The organism is Phytobacter sp. MRY16-398 (genome assembly GCF_003925915.1).
GTDB classification, from domain to species: Bacteria; Pseudomonadota; Gammaproteobacteria; order Enterobacterales; family Enterobacteriaceae; genus Phytobacter; species Phytobacter diazotrophicus.
Genome location: NZ_AP018756.1, coordinates 4,711,204 through 4,728,506 on the forward strand (window position 1 = coordinate 4,711,204; position 17,303 = coordinate 4,728,506).

Genomic DNA, 17,303 nt, shown 5'->3' on the forward strand with positions numbered 1-17,303 from the left:
AAAGCCACGTCCTGAAAAATACAGGAGGGTATTAGATGTTGTGGAGTAACAGAGCTCTAATGTTAAGTTCTATGTTTTTGTTTTATTCCGGGGTTACTTGTGCTGAAAAAATTGAATGCCCTCAGTCTTTGACAGAAAATAACAAGGAGTACTCACTTTATAATCTTGATGTGTTTGAGGGGCCGCCTAAAGAAATGGGATCTTTGATGCCTGATTCCGATGATTCTGCTGTATGGACATTGAGTCATTCCCAAGCTGCGGTTAAAGCTCGCAACACTTCTATGTTTCTCGTTTGTCAGTTTAAAGGCACAAATAAGACGGTTACGTTAAAAATCCCGGCCAGCGCAAAAAAATGCTCAGCATGGTTCGAAGGTAGCGCAGAACAGACACATATTGTTTGCCAATAAGCCCATCTGATTGCCAGATACCTTCTGGTTTGACAGTGAAGGTAAGGTCAACACCGAAGGTAACTGGCAGAGCGGGAATAAGACCGTTATTTCTACCTGTGCACAACAGGCTTAAAGCGTAAAGCTATCGCAATCAACAGGATGACGCCTGCACTCATGATGAGCCACGCGTTTGTCAGTGACGCACCGCTGTCGCGCACCATACCGGCGATTAATGGCATCAGCGCGGCAATCAGGTATCCGCCACCCTGCACTCGTGACAACAGTTTCCCTGCCTCGGCCGGCGTTCGGGCATGATCAAATGTCACGATGAGCGATAGCGGGAACAGCGCGCCGATACCGCAACCAAGCAGCAATGTTGACACAACTGGCGTGGTTCCGGGAGAAAAGACAAGACACATCAACCCTGCCAGCAACATCAACAGCACAATGAGCAGCGGAACACGGCGGTCAGGAAAGCGCGTGATCAGCGCTGAAACGGCAAAGCCCGCCACAACTTCGGTTAACGTAAGCCAGGCCAGCATATAGCCGCTGCTCCGTGCGCTCCAGCCCGCCTGGATATAGAGAGGGGGAAGCCACGCCAGTACCAGGGTATAGGCACCTGTCCCGATGCCAAAAAATAGCAATAACAGCCATGTTCTGGATGACGATAATGTCACTTCTGCAAACACCGTTTTTTCTACCTGGCGGTGCCTGGCCCGTGACAGCCAAAATATCAGGGCAAGAAGCGCTAACAAACCGGCTATTGCCAGCGTAGGCTTTAAATCAAGCCGGGTAAACAAAGGCTCGGCCGTGGCGGCAGCCAGCGCCGCACCGGCCATAATTCCGGTGCTGAACAGAGACATAAACGTGCTGGCCGATTGCGCGTATTCTTTTTTTATCAGCGCTGGCATTAACGCCTGGATCATGCCGATACTCGCACCACCCGCTAAAGCTGTACACATAAGCCCCGTGAGTGATGTGCTAAAACCCCGGAATAAACAGGCGAAAAGCAGGATGGAAAGCCCTACTGTAATACCCCTGACTGCACCGGTTCTGGCTAAAAGCCATGGTCCACTCAGCGCAACCAACCCCATCATGGCGACAGGCAAAGTGGTGAGCAGACTGAATTCCGTGGCGGATAGCCCTGCTTCACGCTGTAAAACCGGAAATAACGGTCCGATGGAAGCCAGGATGGGGCGAAGATTCAACCCGATCAAAAAAGCGATAAATGCGAACATAAAGGGCGAAGATGCTATGCGTTTCAAAACGTAATCCTTTTAGGCATGTGATTGCTCCAGCAAAAAATGCGTAAGCATTTATCTTAACATTAAGATAAATGTGTTCCTTGTGTAAGATGGACCGCACAACTCGATAAATAACCCTATTTAAGGTACGAAAATGCATGACCATATCGATTTCGTTGTCAGCCAGTGGGACAGCGCAATGCCTGAGCTTGACGCCTCTTCAATGAAAGTTTTTGGCCGAATGTTGAGGGTGATGAAGCACTTGGGGAAGATGCGCGCCCAGGCGCTGGAACCGTTCGGCTTTCGCGACGGGGAATTTGACGTCCTTGCCACTTTGCGCCGAGCCGGCGCGCCTTATTGTCTTTCTCCAACACAGCTATATAAATCGCTACTGGTCACGTCCGGAGCGATGACGAATCGCCTTAACCATCTTGAAGAGCAAGGACTGATTGAGCGAATTCAAGATGCCGATGACAAACGCAGCACACTGGTCAGCCTGACAGCTTATGGGCGAGAGCGTATCGAACAGGCGCTTCTCGTCCACACTGAAACGCAAAACGCGATACTGGCCAACCTCTCCCAGGCTAAACGGGAGCAGCTTGAATCATTATTAAAGGAGTTGCTGCTGACATTTCCGGGCTGAGATTGCGGCCCCCGCTCATATCGATAATGGCCGGGTAATTAAAGGCCCGCTCATGGGCCCCTCTCTTTAAGCCTTCGTAAAACGGCTCTGAGGTGTCTGTTGAATTCGAGGCGATTCACTTATTAATTTCTTACGTAACGATCCGAAGTTGAGTCAAGATGTGGGAAGAACAAATATAAGAGTAAGGAATTTAACCCAATGAAAAAAACAATCATTTTTTTTTGCTTTTTATTAACCAGCCACGCTTCGCTGGCGGCTGAGACAGCAAACGTAACAAGAAACGATGAAGTCAAAGTCTGCGAAGAGAAATATGGCGACGAAAACAGTGAATGCTTAGGCGACATTGAGGATAAATCCACCGAGACGCTCAATAAGGTCTATGCGGATAAGCTTAAGGAGATGGAAAACTTCGACTACACCCAGTGGTGGATGGGCGATGAAGAACGCAAAAAACGGATGATTGAATTATTCAAAAGAAACCAGGCCGAATGGCTCAAATATCGTGATGATTATTGCAACATTGCAGCGACGGGTTCACAGGGCACGCACTACCTTGGTAATGCCGCAACAGGGTGCACAATCAATATGAATAAACAGCGTATTAAAGAAATAAAGATGCTTCAAATGCTAAATCTGGAATAAAAGGTGCCCCTTAGCTTTTTCTGACCGCCTTTGCCTAAGGTGGTCAGAATTTCGTGTTGAATTACTGCTACCCTTACCCTGCGGTAAACGTGACTTCATACAGGCGCGCTTTTTTGGCTTTAATTACGGTCGCAGTTAATACCGTCTAAGATTTTCTTATAGTAAAGCGAAACGTGTTAAATGGTAAACAATGTTCGGCAGAAACCAACACTGGATCAGCAACATCGTAATAAAACATGGTGCTGGCGGGCTTATTGCTTTGCATAATCTCCATCCAGCCGAGCCTTTCGCCTTGTTGCGCTGGCACACGAATATTCTTCTGGCTTTAGAGACAGCCATACGCCGTAGCGAGATCGCAGAACTACGATGGCGCTTTATCGACCTTGAAAAGCGAGTTGCACATTTGCAGGTACTAAGAATGGCAATGCCCGCGATGTCCCTTTATCAATGAAAGCTATTACGATACTGTACAGCCTTAAGGAACATTCTAAGCAAACTGCTGATAAGGTTTTCGATATGCGTGCAGACGCGATTACCCGCGCTTCTTTTAAGCATACCCGTTTTAGTTCCACGCACTTTTTTTACCCCGCCCTGCATCAGTCCCGGCGTGGCCTGAGCCGGTTCATGCACCTGCATTAAAACCGCCCCGTTAAGCAGGCAGGCGTGGCGGGAAGATAATAAGCACAATTTCTCATGCAATTAATTAGGAACTACGCCAAGGATCTGTTGAATTTCCCTTACACAATAAGATGGGATTGTGATTTTTTCTAATCTGGTTCCCTTTAATAAATTAATGTAATCCTCTGGTGTTCCCTCTTGTGGAAACTTTATTTTCTTTCTTATTAATAAGGCCGTGCTACGAGAAAGGCCAACTGACATTAGGTTCAAATCAATTGAATTACAAGAGCCAAACTCCAGATAAACACTAATATTCTCCACAAAGGATGCCTTGGTATTCTCACCTCTCAAAACCAAAACGAACCTTAATACATCCTGATAAACTTTAATATATCTAACAAGATTGTATCGTACATGCGTCTCCAACCCTTTAAGTACACCACGAATAATACTAGAAGTTTTTTTCCTTTTAAAGTAAACGTCCTCATCACTCTTTAATTTCTCCTCCAAAGAGAATCCTCGTTCGACTTCATAAGAGATCAGTGTACTTAAAGATTTACCGGTCATCCATTGGTGTGCCAACATGCTTATCCAAAGTGCCTGATGATGGCTAATTCCCCATGAAAAGCAATCCCTTATAATACTTATTGCGATATCTATTCTTTTCTTACCTCCTTTTTTAAAAGGTGAATAAAGAATATAATCATCCAGTTGTTCCAACAAAATGAAATAATCATAAAGTCTTTGAATATAATCAGGGCGAATACCCATATTCAATCGTAACAACTCATCAGGAACAGTTATTCCCATTCGAGAGATTTTACTAAAATTATAATCTAAGACCTCATAGTAATCATCAGTCTTATCAGAGCGGAGAAAGTATTCTGATTGTAATTCATCCCTTTTCAATTCATGGAATAGTTTAGCGAAAGCAATATCTGCAAGTTCCTTTTCAAGCGGATCAGTAATCAATCCATCAATAGTATTGCAAATTATTTCACCACCATCTAACATAACATTAGACATTGCAGTATGTATCACTTGAAGTTTATCACCTGTATATACTTTTTCATCCCAATCATTTGGTCGCAAGCACCAAACATTCCCATGAAACTCCTGCAATAATCGGCCAGCCCTGCCTGATAGATTAAGAAAATCAGCTCGAGTCATCGGACCAGAGCCACTATAAGGATTATCTAAAATTATATGTTTTGCTGGAAGATTAACCCCCTGCAGCAAAGTACTGGTACAGATTATATATTTAATATCTCCTCGCTTGAAAAAAAACTCTATACCATTTCTGATAATCGAAGGCATATTACCATAATGGAATGCCACCCGAAATTCCATACAATAAGCCAATGAATAATCGACATGCATTTCTTCTTTTACAAATGCAATAAACTCCAAATAATCGTGAGGCAAATCATCAGAAGTTATTATTTGGCTTAGAGAAATTGCAACATCCTCAGCTATAGAGGGATCATTTTCAAAAACAATAACAGCACCTCCGCTATCAGATACAAAATGTGCAAAAGCAGCTTTTTGATCTACTTTTCCTCCACGAAATGAAAAATCAATGTCAAACTCACCAATGACAACATCCTTATCATCCAGAAGCGCAGATACGCAAATTGTTTTAACCTTTCTGTCAACTTGATTAACCAACAAAATATTTTGGGCAACAGGTGAAATTGTTTCTATAAAAGATTTGCTTCGATATTCTCGTCTAAAAACATTCAAAAAATATTCTGGATTCTTAATAAGCGGGCTGGAGAACATAATATTTGCATTAGGGTATAAATCTAATGCCACCTCTACTGCATTTTGAAGTATGATTCCTCGTTTACCTTTTTGTATTTCGTGAGCCTCATCAACTAATAACAAATTAATTACAAACTCTGAAACATTGACCGACTCAGTGAGTAAACTTATAAATCTTTCTTGCGTAAGTACATAAACTATACCCTCTACTATTTTACTTCTGTCTACCAAAGTCGGTGAAGTGCGTATTATAGTTTTCGTAAGCCCTGAGTTCACACATTCACTTCTTATTTTATTAGAAACTTCGCTTATCAATGCTCTCGTTGGTACAATATAGACAATACATTCTTTAGAGTGATTTTTAATGCACCTAATAGCGTTTAGCGTTAAAACAAATGATTTGCCTGCTGATGTTGGAGCTGAGACACTTAACGAAGAGTAGTTTTTTAGTGACGAGAACAAATCATACTGAAAATCCGTTAACTGCTTACCCTCTAATGAATTTTCGGTTTCTCGTGCTATTCTCTCAAGAGAAAAAAATAGAGATAAAGTTGGTTCAGCACCTTTATTAAACCTATCCCTCATTAACATCCTGCCGGGGAAATTCCCAATCCTTGATAAGATCAAATCAGCAGAACCAATTATTTTATAATCTTTTTCTGAAACAACCTCAAATATACGACTAACAATCTCATAAGCCTTTGCCTTTTCGTTATCCTTTTCTGACAATGACAAAATGGAAGCGAATGAAAGTAACTTATAAAGATCACTCTCAGTTATATCTTGATGATTATCTGATACACCAAGCAATTTTTTTATACTTGCTTTAACTAATCCAATGTACAATTCATTAAGCTGTTTCATAACTAGTCCAATGCCTTATTAAATTCATTTCTAAATTCTTTAACAGAAGGAAAAGGTATAAAAAAAACATCAAACCTAAGATGCTTAAGAGTGAATGTCGATAATTTATCTTCTAATAATTTTTTTAGTCGTGGCAGATCTTTCTTAAATTCTTGCAGAAAATGCTCATCTATAGTCTGCTCCTTACTATTCTTTAACTTCTTAAACTTAGCCCAATCATAACCTATGAGACAAGCATGATTAATCCTCACATTTGGTCCAGGTTCACCAGCAACGAAAAGTTCACTTATAGCACTCTTTATTTCATTATTAGCATATTTAAAAAATTTAGTTACCATGTTGAATTCATGCTTATACATCTCATTTGCATGAAAAGATGAAATACTTTTTAATGCTTCATCTAAAGCATTAGAAACCTGCTTATATAATTTTGACTCTCCAAAATAGAAATCTACAAGTTTGTCATGCTCATTCCATTTTATATGAATTCCGTCAGAGCCTTTAACTTCATCATTAGAGTTTGTTTTTAGCTCCATTTTCGCTACCAGCTGAGGCGCTCCAAGCACTGCCTCCATTAAAAAAAATAAAAGCGTCTCACCTGCCTCACCCGTTTTATCTGGCGAGTTATCGGTAACGTCCGGATGCCTAAAAAGATCACGAGCTTGTTTTGAAAGAATCATAGATTGCTGGGAGGTAAGGGTATCTGAACGTTCTCTTGCTGATATACAGTAATCAATAATGTATTCATATAATTTACATGCAAGAGCTTTTACCATTGGCATTCCATTACCATCAAACTTTATATAATGAAATCTTAAGTTAGTTATCACAGAATCAATTTCAAGATCGTGCTCTGTAACATCAAGACAGCTTTCAAAATCCTTTTTTCTAACTGCAACATAATCATTTAGATTATCAAACGTTCCCATATTTTTTTCCTTAAAAGAAAATCAGCATAATTTTGTAGCATATTTCTGCGTATATCCAAGTATTGCGCATGGTTATACATTCCACGGATGACATTTTTATCTACATGTGCTAATTGAGTTTCAATCCATGCACTTTCATAGCTTCTCTCGTGTAAGATAGTAGAAAGTGTATGCCTGAAAGCATGACCAGTAACTTTACCGTCATAACCAATGCGTTTGATGACCTGATTTATACTGGCTTCACTCATAGGCTTGTTAGGAACATTCCGCCCCGGAATAACATAACGATAATTCCCTGTCATGATCTCACTTCATTAAATAAATCTAACGCTTGAGTTGATAACGGCACAAGATGTGACCTGCATATTTTCATCCTTTCAGCAGGAATTTCCCAAATAGCGTTACCCAGATCAAACTCTGACCACAATGCCGCACGTAATTCGATGGTTCTCACACCAGTAATCATGAGCAATTTCGTGCAATCAGGACTAGTCGGCTTCCGGTGTAACCGTCTAAGGCACGCAGAAAATCTGGTATCTCATCAGCCTTTAGGAATGGAAAGTAATTAGATTGATGTACTTCGAGAGCACTTGAGAGATCTGCCGCAGGATTAAACTCCGCCCTACCTGTAGCAATTGCATAGCGGAATACTTCGGAGCAACGCTGCCGCACTTTACGCATTTTCTCTAACGCGCCACGTTTTTCAATTTTACGCAGCACATTAAGCAGTTCTAGCGGTTTGATTTCACCAACGAGTCCCGACAAAAGGAAAGATGTCGTTCTGAAACGCTTCCATGATGTCTGCTGCGTATCCTGCTGATCATTTGGCAGACTTCATTTGATGCCACTCAGTAGCTATCTTTTCGAACGCGCTCTCAGACTCGGTTTACAAAACAATCTTCTGCTCTTTTCGAACCTCACTCGGATTCTTTCCTTCGGCGACAAGTTTTCAGGCATCGTCACGACGAGAACGGGCATCTGCAAGTGTGATCGTAGGATACACACCAAGCGAGACCATTTTTGGTTTACCGGCAAAACGATAACGGAACCGCCAACTCTTGCTTCCATTAGGTTCTATAAGCAATGACAGCCCTTTCCCATCTACAGGTGTATAGGCTTTAGCTTCAGGCTTAGCGCGGCGAATCTGCATATCGTTTAAAGGCATGTGTATAGGAATCCAGGACCGAACAGGAACATATACACATTTAGTACCGGATTCTACGGGATAGCTATGGGTTAAAACGGACTAAAGAGAAACAAAAGCCTTTATAAAACAAGAACTTTATGGGTGACTACGAACGTGTGAGGAACTCGAAGTGGTGCCGATAATAGGAGTCGAACCTACGACCTTCGCATTACGAATGCGCTGCTCTACCAACTGAGCTATATCGGCCCTGAAAGGACGGGATTCACGTCGGTGAACCACGGGGCAAAAGGTTAGATCTAACGAGGTGATGCGTCAATGCCCTTTGGAATCAAACGGCTACTTTTGCATCACCCCGCTGTTATTTACGCACGAATCGTATCGTCACCGAAACCGATCCACTTGTAGGTGGTCAGGGCTTCAAGGCCCATCGGTCCACGCGCATGCAATTTTTGCGTGCTCACCGCCACTTCCGCGCCAAGGCCAAACTGACCGCCGTCGGTAAAACGCGTGGAGGCATTCACATAAACAGCAGAAGAGTCGACCTCATTGACGAAACGGTTCGCATTACTGAGAGTACGCGTCAGGATAGCATCGGAGTGCTGCGTGCCATGCTCGCGGATATGGGCGATAGCATCGTCCAGGTCAGCAACGATTTTCACGTTCAGATCCAGCGACAGAAACTCATTGTCATACTCTTCTGCTTTAACCGGTACAACCGCCGCCGGACCCGATTGCAGCGCCGCCAGCGATTGCGCATCCGCATGCAAGGTAACGCCGCTTTCCGCCATCTGCTTGCTCAACGCAGGCAGGAAAGTGCCCGCAATATCCTGATGAACCAGCAGCGTTTCGACGGTGTTACAGGTACTCGGACGCTGGGTTTTCGCATTCACAATAATGTTCAGCGCCGGGGCAATCTCTGCCGTATTATCAACAAAAATATGGCAAACGCCGATGCCCCCGGTAATCACCGGAATGGTGGACTGTTCACGACACAGCTTATGCAGGCCAGCGCCACCGCGCGGGATCAGCATGTCGATGTATTTATCCATCTTAAGCATTTCATTGACCAGCGCGCGGTCCGGGCTTTCAATCGTCTGTACCGCGCCGGCGGGTAAACCGCACTCTTCCAGCGCCTGCTGAATCACTTTTACCGTTGCCGCATTGGTGCGCCAGGTCTCTTTACCGCCGCGCAGAATCGCCGCGTTGCCGGTTTTCAGGCACAGGGAAGCCACATCCACGGTGACATTCGGACGCGCTTCATAAATCACGCCAATTACGCCGAGCGGCACACGGCGACGCTCAATGCGCAGGCCGCTGTCCAGCAGACCGCCGTCGATGACCTGCCCTACCGGGTCAGCCAGCTTGCATACCTGGCGAACATCGTCAGCAATCGCTTTCAAACGCGCTGTCGTCAACGCAAGGCGATCAAGCAGCGCTTCGCTCAGGCCATTACGGCGAGCCTCCAGAACGTCCTGCTCGTTAGCGAGAATAATCTCGTCAGACTGTGCTTCCAGGTAATCGGCGATTTTTTCCAGTACGCGATTTTTTTCACGGCTGGAGAGCAATGCCAGCTTGTACGACGCTGCTTTAGCAGCGATGCCCATCTGTTCCAGCATACATCTGCTCCTTAACGGATAATCATATCGTCGCGATGCACGGCGACCGGGCCATATTCATAGCCGAGAATGGAATCAATTTGCTGCGAATGATGACCGGCAACGCGACGCAGCGCGTCACTGTTATAGCGGGTAACGCCATGTGCAATATCGCGACCTTCGAGGTTACGGATGCGGATCACTTCACCACGGGAAAAGTTGCCTGTCACGCTTTTAATCCCTTTTGGCAACAAGGAGCTGCCGCGTTCCAGGATAGCGGCTGTCGCGCCTTCATCAACGGTGATTTCACCTGCCGGAGGCGCGCCAAAAATCCAGCGTTTACGGTTTTCCAGCGGTGAAGCCTGCGCATGGAAAAGCGTCCCGACCTGAACCCCTTCCATCACATCGCCAATCACACCCGGCCTGCTACCTGCGGCAATAATAGTATCGATACCTGCACGACAGGCGACATCCGCCGCCTGCAATTTGGTACCCATCCCGCCAGTACCCAGGCCCGATACGCTGTCACCCGCAATCGCGCGCAACGCGTCATCAATACCGTACACATCCTTGATCAATTCAGCGTCCGGGTTGTTACGCGGGTCAGCGGTAAAGAGACCTTGCTGATCGGTCAGAAGCAGGAGTTTGTCTGCGCCCGCCAGAATAGCGGCCAGCGCCGATAAATTGTCATTGTCGCCGACTTTGATTTCCGCCGTCGCAACGGCGTCATTCTCGTTGATGACCGGCACAATGTTGTTGTCGAGGAGCGCACGCAGAGTGTCACGCGCATTAAGGAAACGCTCACGGTCCTCCATATCGGCGCGGGTTAACAGCATTTGCCCAACGTGGATGCCGTAAATCGAGAACAACTGTTCCCACAGTTGAATCAGGCGGCTTTGCCCGACAGCGGCAAGAAGTTGTTTCGAGGCGATGGTGGCAGGCAACTCCGGATAACCCAGGTGCTCACGCCCGGCGGCGATAGCGCCAGAAGTCACAATAACAATACGATGCCCTGCTGCATGTAGCTGTGCGCACTGGCGCACGAGTTCAACAATGTGGGCGCGGTTCAGGCGGCGGGATCCGCCCGTTAAAACACTGGTGCCGAGTTTCACTACCAGCGTCTGGCTGTCGCTCATGATTTCTGCCGTTCAACGTAGAAGAAAAAAAGTAAACAGTCTTTGTAACAGGATCAGAGCCAACTTCCAACTGGCAGTTTTAACAACTTAAGAAAATCCTTGAAGGCAATCAGAAAACCTACTTACAAAACTTGACGCTTTTATGACACTACCTGTAAAACCTGCTTTGTAAAAAAATAAATAAGAATTGTCATAAAACTTTAATTCGCAGACGTTAAAACCTACGTGAATTTTTCACTCGAGCGGCGACGTTCAGCGATCTAAAGCGCGTTAATTACAATTAATCAGGAAACATAATGAAAAAAACTACTTTGGCATTAATGATGATCGGCCTTGGTGTTGTTTCTGCTTCTTCCAACGCTGCGGAAATCTACAACAAAAATGGTAACAAACTGGATCTGTACGGCAAAATCAAAGCCATGCACTACTTCAGCGATGATACCACTCAGGATGGCGACAAAACTTACGTACGTCTGGGCTTCAAAGGCGAAACGCAGATCAACGATCAACTGACCGGTTTCGGTCGTTGGGAATCTGAATTCGCTGGCAACACCGATGAAAGCAGCTCTACTCAGAAAACGCGTCTGGCGTTCGCTGGCCTGAAAGCAAAAACCTACGGTTCTATCGACTACGGTCGTAACCTGGGTATCCTGTACGATGCAGCGTCTGTAACCGATATGTTCCCGGAATTCGGCGGTGACTCTCTGACCCGTACCGATAACTTCATGACCAAACGTACCACTGGCGTGGCTACCTACCGTAACACCGACTTCTTCGGTGCGGTTGACGGTCTGAACCTGGGCCTGCAGTACCAGGGTAAAAACGAAGGTTCCCGTGCTGCTTCTAAACAGAATGGCGACGGCTTCGGTACCTCCCTGTCCTACAACTTTGGCGGCAGCCCGGTTACTCTGATTGCTGCGTATGCCAAATCAGACCGTACCGATCTGCAAAACTCTCAGGCACTGGGTAAAGGCGCTAACGCGGAAGCGTGGATTTCTGGCGTGAAATATGACGCTAACAACATCTACCTGGCAGCTATGTACAGCATCGCGCAGAACATGACGCCAATCGGCAGCCGTGGTTTTGCTAACAAATCTGAAAACTTCGAAGCCGTTGCTCAGTACCAGTTCGACTTCGGTCTGCGTCCGTCCATTGGTTACGTACAGACCAAAGGTAAAGACCTGGAAAACGGTTGGGGCGATCAGGACCTGGTTAAATATGTTGACGTAGGCGCGACCTACTACTTCAACAAAAACTTCTCTGCGATGGTTGATTACAAAATCAACCAACTGGACAAAGGTGATTTCGCAACTTACGTCGGTTCAAGCTACGTTACCGACGACATCGTTGCTGTTGGCGTGACTTACCAGTTCTAAGTCTTATCGCATAAACGCACTTCACTGAAGAACATAAAGCACCGAACGATAACCTCGTCGGTGCTTTCTTTTTTCCGCCAGTATATGCAACAAAAAGCAAGAAAGGGGCTATCGAAAAACCGTCGTGAAACAGCGCACGACAGCGCGCCGTTATGCACACATGCCTGACTCAGAATGCCGTTTCCAGTGAATCGGTGACGCAATAGTCATCATCCACCAGTGGCAAATAGCGCCACTTATCAAACGCGGTACAGGGATGTGAAATGCCACAACCTACCCAGTCGCCGGGCTTTAAGGCATCCTCTTGCGGCAACAACAAATAGGCATGTTGATCGTTCACCTCGCTGATGCGCATGCCAGAAGCGGCGCGAGGAGCACTACCATCCACATTTCGCACCCACAGCGGATTCGGCAAGTCCTGATCAAAGGGCACATCGCGGCGTCCGAAATCAACAAACGCCAGGCCTGGCTCAGGGCGCGATAATACCCTCCCCCAGATCTCCAGCGCGGGTTCAAAATGATGACGAGCGCCCGGTTGGGCAAACGGCGCGATGCGGGCATATAACCCGTTATCGTGGGCCATATAGGCACCCGAACGAATCAGCGGTGTGATCGGTAGCGAGAGCCTCGCCTCGCTAAAACAGGCGCTGACCACATCAAACCAGGCGCCGCCTCCGGCGCTGAGAATAATAGTGTCGCTGCTGAACAGTTGCTCCCCGGCCAACAGCGCAGCCGTCGCGATCAGCATCTGGCAATAATCGCGCACCCTGGCGATACCCGCGGCATCACGCCCCGCACCCAGCGCGCCTTCATAGCCCGCCACGCCCACCAGTTGCAGGACCGGGCTTGCCGCTATCGCGGCGGCAATCTCCAGTGCTTGCGCGGATGAGCGACACCCCGTACGCCCGCCACTGACCGACATCTCCAGCAGAACCGCAATGCGACTGTCGCCGAGATGCTGTTCCAGCAAACGCACTCCCTCCAGCGAATCAACATAGCAAAGGAAGCCATGGTCAGGATGCTGCTTTTGCCACTCACCTATCCAGCGAATACCGGCAGGGTCGACCAGTTGATTGGCGAGAAAAACATTACGGATACCAAACTGGCGCAGCGCGCGAACCTGCGCAGGCGTTGCCGCGCTCAATCCCCAGGCACCGCCTTCGGTGACGGCTCGACGCAGGATGGCGGGCGACATTGACGTCTTGCCGTGTGCTGCCAGCATCACACCCTGTTCGCGACAAAAATCAGCCAATTGACGCAGATTATTCTCCAGCGCCGATTGCTTCATTAGCATCAATGGAGAAAACACGCTATCGCTGGCCAGTACCGGCGTCCCCACAGATAACGGCGCATCGCCACGGCCTGCAACAGATTTAAAGCGTGGCGCAGGTTGCAGCGCATCCAGCAGACCGTCTGCCACCAACGGAAAATGAATCGACATAACGCCTCCGATCAATGCTCAAGAACACGCGATAAAAACTGCTGGGTGCGCGGATTTTGTGGATTAACGAATATCTGCTCTGGCGATCCTTGTTCCGCAATCACCCCCTGATCCATAAACACCACGCGGTCTGCGGTTTTGCGCGCAAAGCCCATCTCATGGGTGACCACCACCATGGTCATCCCTTCACGCGCCAGGCTGCGCATCACTTCCATGACTTCGCCCACCAGTTCGGGATCGAGCGCGGAGGTAGCTTCATCAAAAAACATAATTTTCGGCTCTACTGCCAGCGCCCTGGCGATCGCCACCCGTTGCTGCTGACCGCCGGAGAGTTGCGACGGATAATAATGCGCGCGCTCAGCCAGCCCGACGCGCGTCAGGGCCGCCATGCCGCGTTTATTGGCCTCAGCCTCAGACAGCTTTTGCGCTTTTATCAGCGCCAGCGTCACGTTGCCGAGCGCGGTTTTGTGGGGAAACAGGTTGAACTGCTGGAACACCATTCCGACATGACCACAAATTTCCCGGCTGCGTTTATGGTCGTGCAGCGGCACATTGTTAACCCAGATTTCGCCCCCATCGGCCGTTTCCAGCCCGCTCATGATGCGTAACGCGGTACTTTTGCCGGAACCTGATGCGCCAATCAGCACCAGCACTTCGCCGGGCGAAACATCAAGGCTGATCTCTTTCAGCACCTGGGTGCTACCAAAAGATTTGGTAATACGGCTCAGCGTAATGGCGGAATTGCTCATGAGAACTAGCTCCTGGTTTGATGATGTTGAACCCAACGGGAAAGCGGAAAGCAGACAACGAAGTACAGCACGGCCACCAGCGCATAAATCACTACCGGCTGACCGATACGATCAACGATCGCCTGGCCCTGGTGCATTAGTTCCGACATGCCAATCATGCTGACGATAGAGGTATCCTTAATCAGGGAAAGATACTGCCCCACCAGTGGTGGCAGTACGATGCCGCGCGTCTGTGGCAAGATCACGCTAAGAAAGGTCTGGCGTTTTGACAACCCGAGGATCCACGACACTTCCCATTGTCCTTTGGGTACCGCTTCGATCCCGGCGCGAAAGACTTCGGCGATATAGGCTCCCTGGTAAATACTCAAACCGAGGATACCGGCGGCAAACAAATTGATTTCATAGCCAAAATAGGCCACGCCAAAGTAGATAAACATCAGGGTGATCAACACCGGCGTGCCGCGAAATAACTCGGTGTAAAGCACGGCAATGTGGCTGGCGACCGGGACACGGCTGGTACGCAACACGGCGGCGAGCAGGCCAAGCAGCGTGCTGCCAATGATGGCCGCGACCGAAAGCAGCAGGGTGATCCACAGCCCCTCCAGCAGCAACGGCAACGAGGTCATTACCATATCGCTCATAGCGCATTCTCCCGTTTCAGTGGGTTAGTCAGCCATTTTTTTGCCCACCACCGGGCGGACTTTTTTACCGGCGTGAACAGTTGCGGATGAAATAAGCGGCTTCCCACCATGTTACCGAGCCAGGAAAAGAGATTACTCAGCAGCAGATAGACCAGCGCCACCACGCTGAACGTCTGGATATAAAGCAAGGTGCGGGCGTTTATCACGGTGGCGGTGCCGGTCAATTCCGGCAGTGCAATGGCCGACAAAAGCGACGTGCCGAGCAATAGCTGGATCAGGTTGTTAATAATGGCCGGCCACACGGCGCGCGCGGCCTGGGGCAACACCACACTCAGAAAGACCTGGCGGCGTGAAATACCTAAAATCCACGCGGCTTCCAGTTGCCCTTTCGGCACCGACTGTATTCCGGCGCGAAAGGTCTCCGACAGGTAAGCACCGACGTTAATGCCCAAAGCCAGCACCCCCGCGGTAAAGGCGCTCATGGTGATGCCGAGGGAAGGCAGACCAAAAAAGATGATGAAAATTTGCAGCAACACCGGCGTGTTACGGATAAATTCCACATAGCAGTGGCTCAGCCAGCGTAGCGGCGCTACAGCCGAGGCTTTCGCCAGCGCTGCCAGCAAGCCGAGCGCGACGGCCAGCACAAACGCGAGAAGAGTAACCTGTAACGTCAGCCAGGCGGCGGCCAGGAAGGTCTCGCCGTAACTCCACAGGGTTAGCCATTGATAACTCATGCATGGACTCCTTCCTGCGGTGTAGCTGACCAAAGGGCGCTACACCGCAGGCAATCAGAATTGCGGATTCAGTGGGTAACGCGGCTTATCACCAAACCACTTTTGATAGAGCGTGGCGTTCTCACCGGACGCGTTGATCTCAAAAAGGAATTCATTGAGGTAGTTCAGCCATACCTGGTCGCCCTGCTTCACACCAAAGGCGTTATATTCCAGCGGCACCAACGCTTCATTGGTGACCGTCAGGGTCGGATCAAGCTTGGCCTGATAAGCGAGGAAGTTGTTATCCTCAATCATTGCATCAGCCTGCCCCTGCTTCACCGCCAGAATGGCCGCCTGGGAAGAGTCGTATTCCTGAATTTTGACCTCAATGCCCATACTGCGCACTTCGTCTCCGTTGGTTGACCCTTTCACCGTAGCGATGGTCTTACCGGCCATGTCATGCGCCGATTTGATGCCGCTCTCTTTACGGACCAACATCGCTTCGCTCGCCACGACATACGGGTGAGTGAAACCGATCTCTTTGGCGCGTTCCAGGTTGCGCGTGAAGTTACAGAACACCACGTCCACTTTGTTGGTTTGCAGGTTAGGGATGCGGTTGGCGCTGGTGGTGTTCACCATTTCCAGTTTCACGCCCATCTCTTTCGCCAGCGCTTTCGCCAAATCGACGTCGTAACCATCCGGTTTGCCGTCTTTATCGTAAAAACCGAAGGGAGCGAAACTCAGGCAATCACCCACGCGTAACGTGCCGCGTTGCAATACGGTTTGCAGCGTCGATTGGGGAGCCGCACCCGCCACTTGCTTCTCTTCCGTGGGGGTACAACCGGCAACGGCCAGCAGGGCCAGCGTTCCGGCGATGATTTTTAACGAAGTTGCATTCATTGTTTTGCTCGCTTATTAAATGGAGACGACATAAAAAGCATCAGTTATTAACGGGCAGCCCTGGTGTGGGCGAATAAATAAAAATCTCAGTGAATTATCAGATAAATAATATTATTTTCGGTCGGCGCGAAAGCATTTCATATCCACTTCCACTTTGCAGTCGACGACTAAATCCTGCACGCTACAAATACGTGCCGGTGGGTTTCCGGTAAATATCTCGCTGAAAACTTTATTAAAGGAACTGAAATAACGTGCGTCGGTTAATACTGCCGTAACGTGCACCACATCCTCTACTCTGTACCCCGCCTCGCGCATAATGGACAGGCAGTTATCAAACGCCAGGCGGGTCTGCTCTATGATCCCGCCTTCCACCACTTCGCCTTCGCGCATCGGCGTCTGGCCTGAGATATACAGCCAGCCATCAGCCTCAACGGCGCGTGCGAACGGCAGTTTTTGCCCGCCCGTACCAGTGCCGCCTTCAATGCCATAACGCTTAATCGTCATGCAATGCT

General features: G+C 48.1%; 16 protein-coding genes, 1 tRNA gene and 2 pseudogenes. 5 read left to right on the forward strand and 14 right to left on the reverse strand.

What is annotated here, in order from left to right; all coding sequences use genetic code 11:
* Positions 1 to 35: 35 nt before the first annotated feature.
* The gene (locus tag MRY16398_RS23070) at positions 36 to 407 is read left to right on the forward strand and encodes an STY0301 family protein (protein WP_125125251.1); all 372 of its coding nucleotides are present in this window, start codon (positions 36 to 38) and stop codon (positions 405 to 407) included.
* A gap of 92 nt (positions 408 to 499) precedes the next feature.
* Here the strand turns inward: MRY16398_RS23070 and MRY16398_RS23075 are convergent, their stop codons facing one another.
* Complete coding sequence (locus MRY16398_RS23075) at positions 500 to 1,627, reverse strand: MFS transporter (RefSeq protein WP_125125720.1); 1,128 nt, start codon at positions 1,625 to 1,627, stop codon at positions 500 to 502.
* Positions 1,628 to 1,787: 160 nt separating this feature from the next.
* Here MRY16398_RS23075 and MRY16398_RS23080 point away from each other — a divergent pair, with 160 nt between their 5' ends.
* Both MRY16398_RS23080 and MRY16398_RS23085 read left to right on the forward strand, forming a co-directional pair.
* Positions 1,788 to 2,276, forward strand: coding sequence for a MarR family winged helix-turn-helix transcriptional regulator (locus MRY16398_RS23080; RefSeq protein WP_125125252.1), 489 nt, complete (start codon positions 1,788 to 1,790; stop codon positions 2,274 to 2,276).
* Positions 2,277 to 2,474: 198 nt separating this feature from the next.
* A complete protein-coding gene (locus tag MRY16398_RS23085; protein WP_125125253.1) occupies positions 2,475 to 2,918 on the forward strand; it encodes a lysozyme inhibitor LprI family protein in 444 nt (147 codons plus the stop codon).
* A 145-nt stretch (positions 2,919 to 3,063) separates the two neighbouring features.
* On the opposite strand, the gene MRY16398_RS31465 is transcribed toward MRY16398_RS23085, so the two are convergent.
* On the reverse strand, positions 3,064 to 3,225 hold the full coding sequence (locus tag MRY16398_RS31465; protein WP_420488921.1) for a putative T6SS immunity periplasmic lipoprotein: 162 nt from the start codon (positions 3,223 to 3,225) through the stop codon (positions 3,064 to 3,066).
* Between the two features lie 6 nt (positions 3,226 to 3,231).
* Between MRY16398_RS31465 and MRY16398_RS31055 the strand changes: the two are divergent.
* A pseudogene (locus MRY16398_RS31055) lies at positions 3,232 to 3,461 on the forward strand (tyrosine-type recombinase/integrase); the annotation flags it as partial.
* Between the two features lie 156 nt (positions 3,462 to 3,617).
* Here the strand turns inward: MRY16398_RS31055 and MRY16398_RS23100 are convergent.
* The 6 genes and pseudogenes from MRY16398_RS23100 to proB form a co-directional block, all read right to left on the reverse strand.
* Positions 3,618 to 6,164: a DEAD/DEAH box helicase gene (locus MRY16398_RS23100; RefSeq protein ID WP_125125254.1), complete on the reverse strand. Its 2,547-nt coding sequence runs from the start codon at positions 6,162 to 6,164 to the stop codon at positions 3,618 to 3,620.
* Positions 6,165 to 6,166: 2 nt separating this feature from the next.
* Complete coding sequence (locus MRY16398_RS23105) at positions 6,167 to 7,093, reverse strand: HamA C-terminal domain-containing protein (RefSeq protein ID WP_125125255.1); 927 nt, start codon at positions 7,091 to 7,093, stop codon at positions 6,167 to 6,169.
* Positions 7,072 to 8,258, reverse strand: a pseudogene (locus MRY16398_RS23110) (tyrosine-type recombinase/integrase). Before MRY16398_RS23110 ends, MRY16398_RS23105 begins: the two are co-directional and overlap by 22 nt.
* Before the next feature lie 152 nt (positions 8,259 to 8,410).
* A tRNA-Thr gene (locus MRY16398_RS23115) sits at positions 8,411 to 8,486 on the reverse strand.
* A gap of 116 nt (positions 8,487 to 8,602) precedes the next feature.
* On the reverse strand, positions 8,603 to 9,856 hold the full coding sequence (gene proA / locus MRY16398_RS23120) for a glutamate-5-semialdehyde dehydrogenase (RefSeq protein WP_125125256.1): 1,254 nt from the start codon (positions 9,854 to 9,856) through the stop codon (positions 8,603 to 8,605).
* Positions 9,857 to 9,867: 11 nt separating this feature from the next.
* Complete coding sequence (gene proB, locus MRY16398_RS23125) at positions 9,868 to 10,971, reverse strand: glutamate 5-kinase (protein WP_047371693.1); 1,104 nt, start codon at positions 10,969 to 10,971, stop codon at positions 9,868 to 9,870.
* Between the two features lie 296 nt (positions 10,972 to 11,267).
* Here proB and MRY16398_RS23130 point away from each other — a divergent pair, with 296 nt between their 5' ends.
* Positions 11,268 to 12,347: a porin gene (locus MRY16398_RS23130; RefSeq protein ID WP_071195906.1), complete on the forward strand. Its 1,080-nt coding sequence runs from the start codon at positions 11,268 to 11,270 to the stop codon at positions 12,345 to 12,347.
* A 169-nt stretch (positions 12,348 to 12,516) separates the two neighbouring features.
* Here the strand turns inward: MRY16398_RS23130 and MRY16398_RS23135 are convergent, their stop codons facing one another.
* The 6 genes from MRY16398_RS23135 to MRY16398_RS23160 form a co-directional block, all read right to left on the reverse strand.
* A complete protein-coding gene (locus tag MRY16398_RS23135; protein ID WP_125125257.1) occupies positions 12,517 to 13,788 on the reverse strand; it encodes an alanine racemase in 1,272 nt (423 codons plus the stop codon).
* Between the two features lie 11 nt (positions 13,789 to 13,799).
* Positions 13,800 to 14,537 (reverse strand): amino acid ABC transporter ATP-binding protein, encoded by a 738-nt coding sequence (locus MRY16398_RS23140; RefSeq protein ID WP_125125258.1) that lies wholly within the window; start codon positions 14,535 to 14,537, stop codon positions 13,800 to 13,802.
* A 5-nt stretch (positions 14,538 to 14,542) separates the two neighbouring features.
* Positions 14,543 to 15,178 (reverse strand): amino acid ABC transporter permease, encoded by a 636-nt coding sequence (locus MRY16398_RS23145; protein WP_125125259.1) that lies wholly within the window; start codon positions 15,176 to 15,178, stop codon positions 14,543 to 14,545.
* A complete protein-coding gene (locus MRY16398_RS23150) occupies positions 15,175 to 15,912 on the reverse strand; it encodes an amino acid ABC transporter permease (RefSeq protein WP_125125260.1) in 738 nt (245 codons plus the stop codon). The genes MRY16398_RS23145 and MRY16398_RS23150 overlap by 4 nt, the downstream gene beginning before the upstream one ends.
* 54 nt (positions 15,913 to 15,966) lie before the next feature.
* Positions 15,967 to 16,791 carry an ABC transporter substrate-binding protein gene (locus MRY16398_RS23155; RefSeq protein WP_041852624.1) on the reverse strand — a complete coding sequence of 275 codons (825 nt, stop codon included), beginning with the start codon at positions 16,789 to 16,791 and terminating at the stop codon, positions 15,967 to 15,969.
* A 111-nt stretch (positions 16,792 to 16,902) separates the two neighbouring features.
* Complete coding sequence (locus tag MRY16398_RS23160) at positions 16,903 to 17,295, reverse strand: RidA family protein (protein ID WP_047371700.1); 393 nt, start codon at positions 17,293 to 17,295, stop codon at positions 16,903 to 16,905.
* Positions 17,296 to 17,303 lie beyond the last annotated feature (8 nt).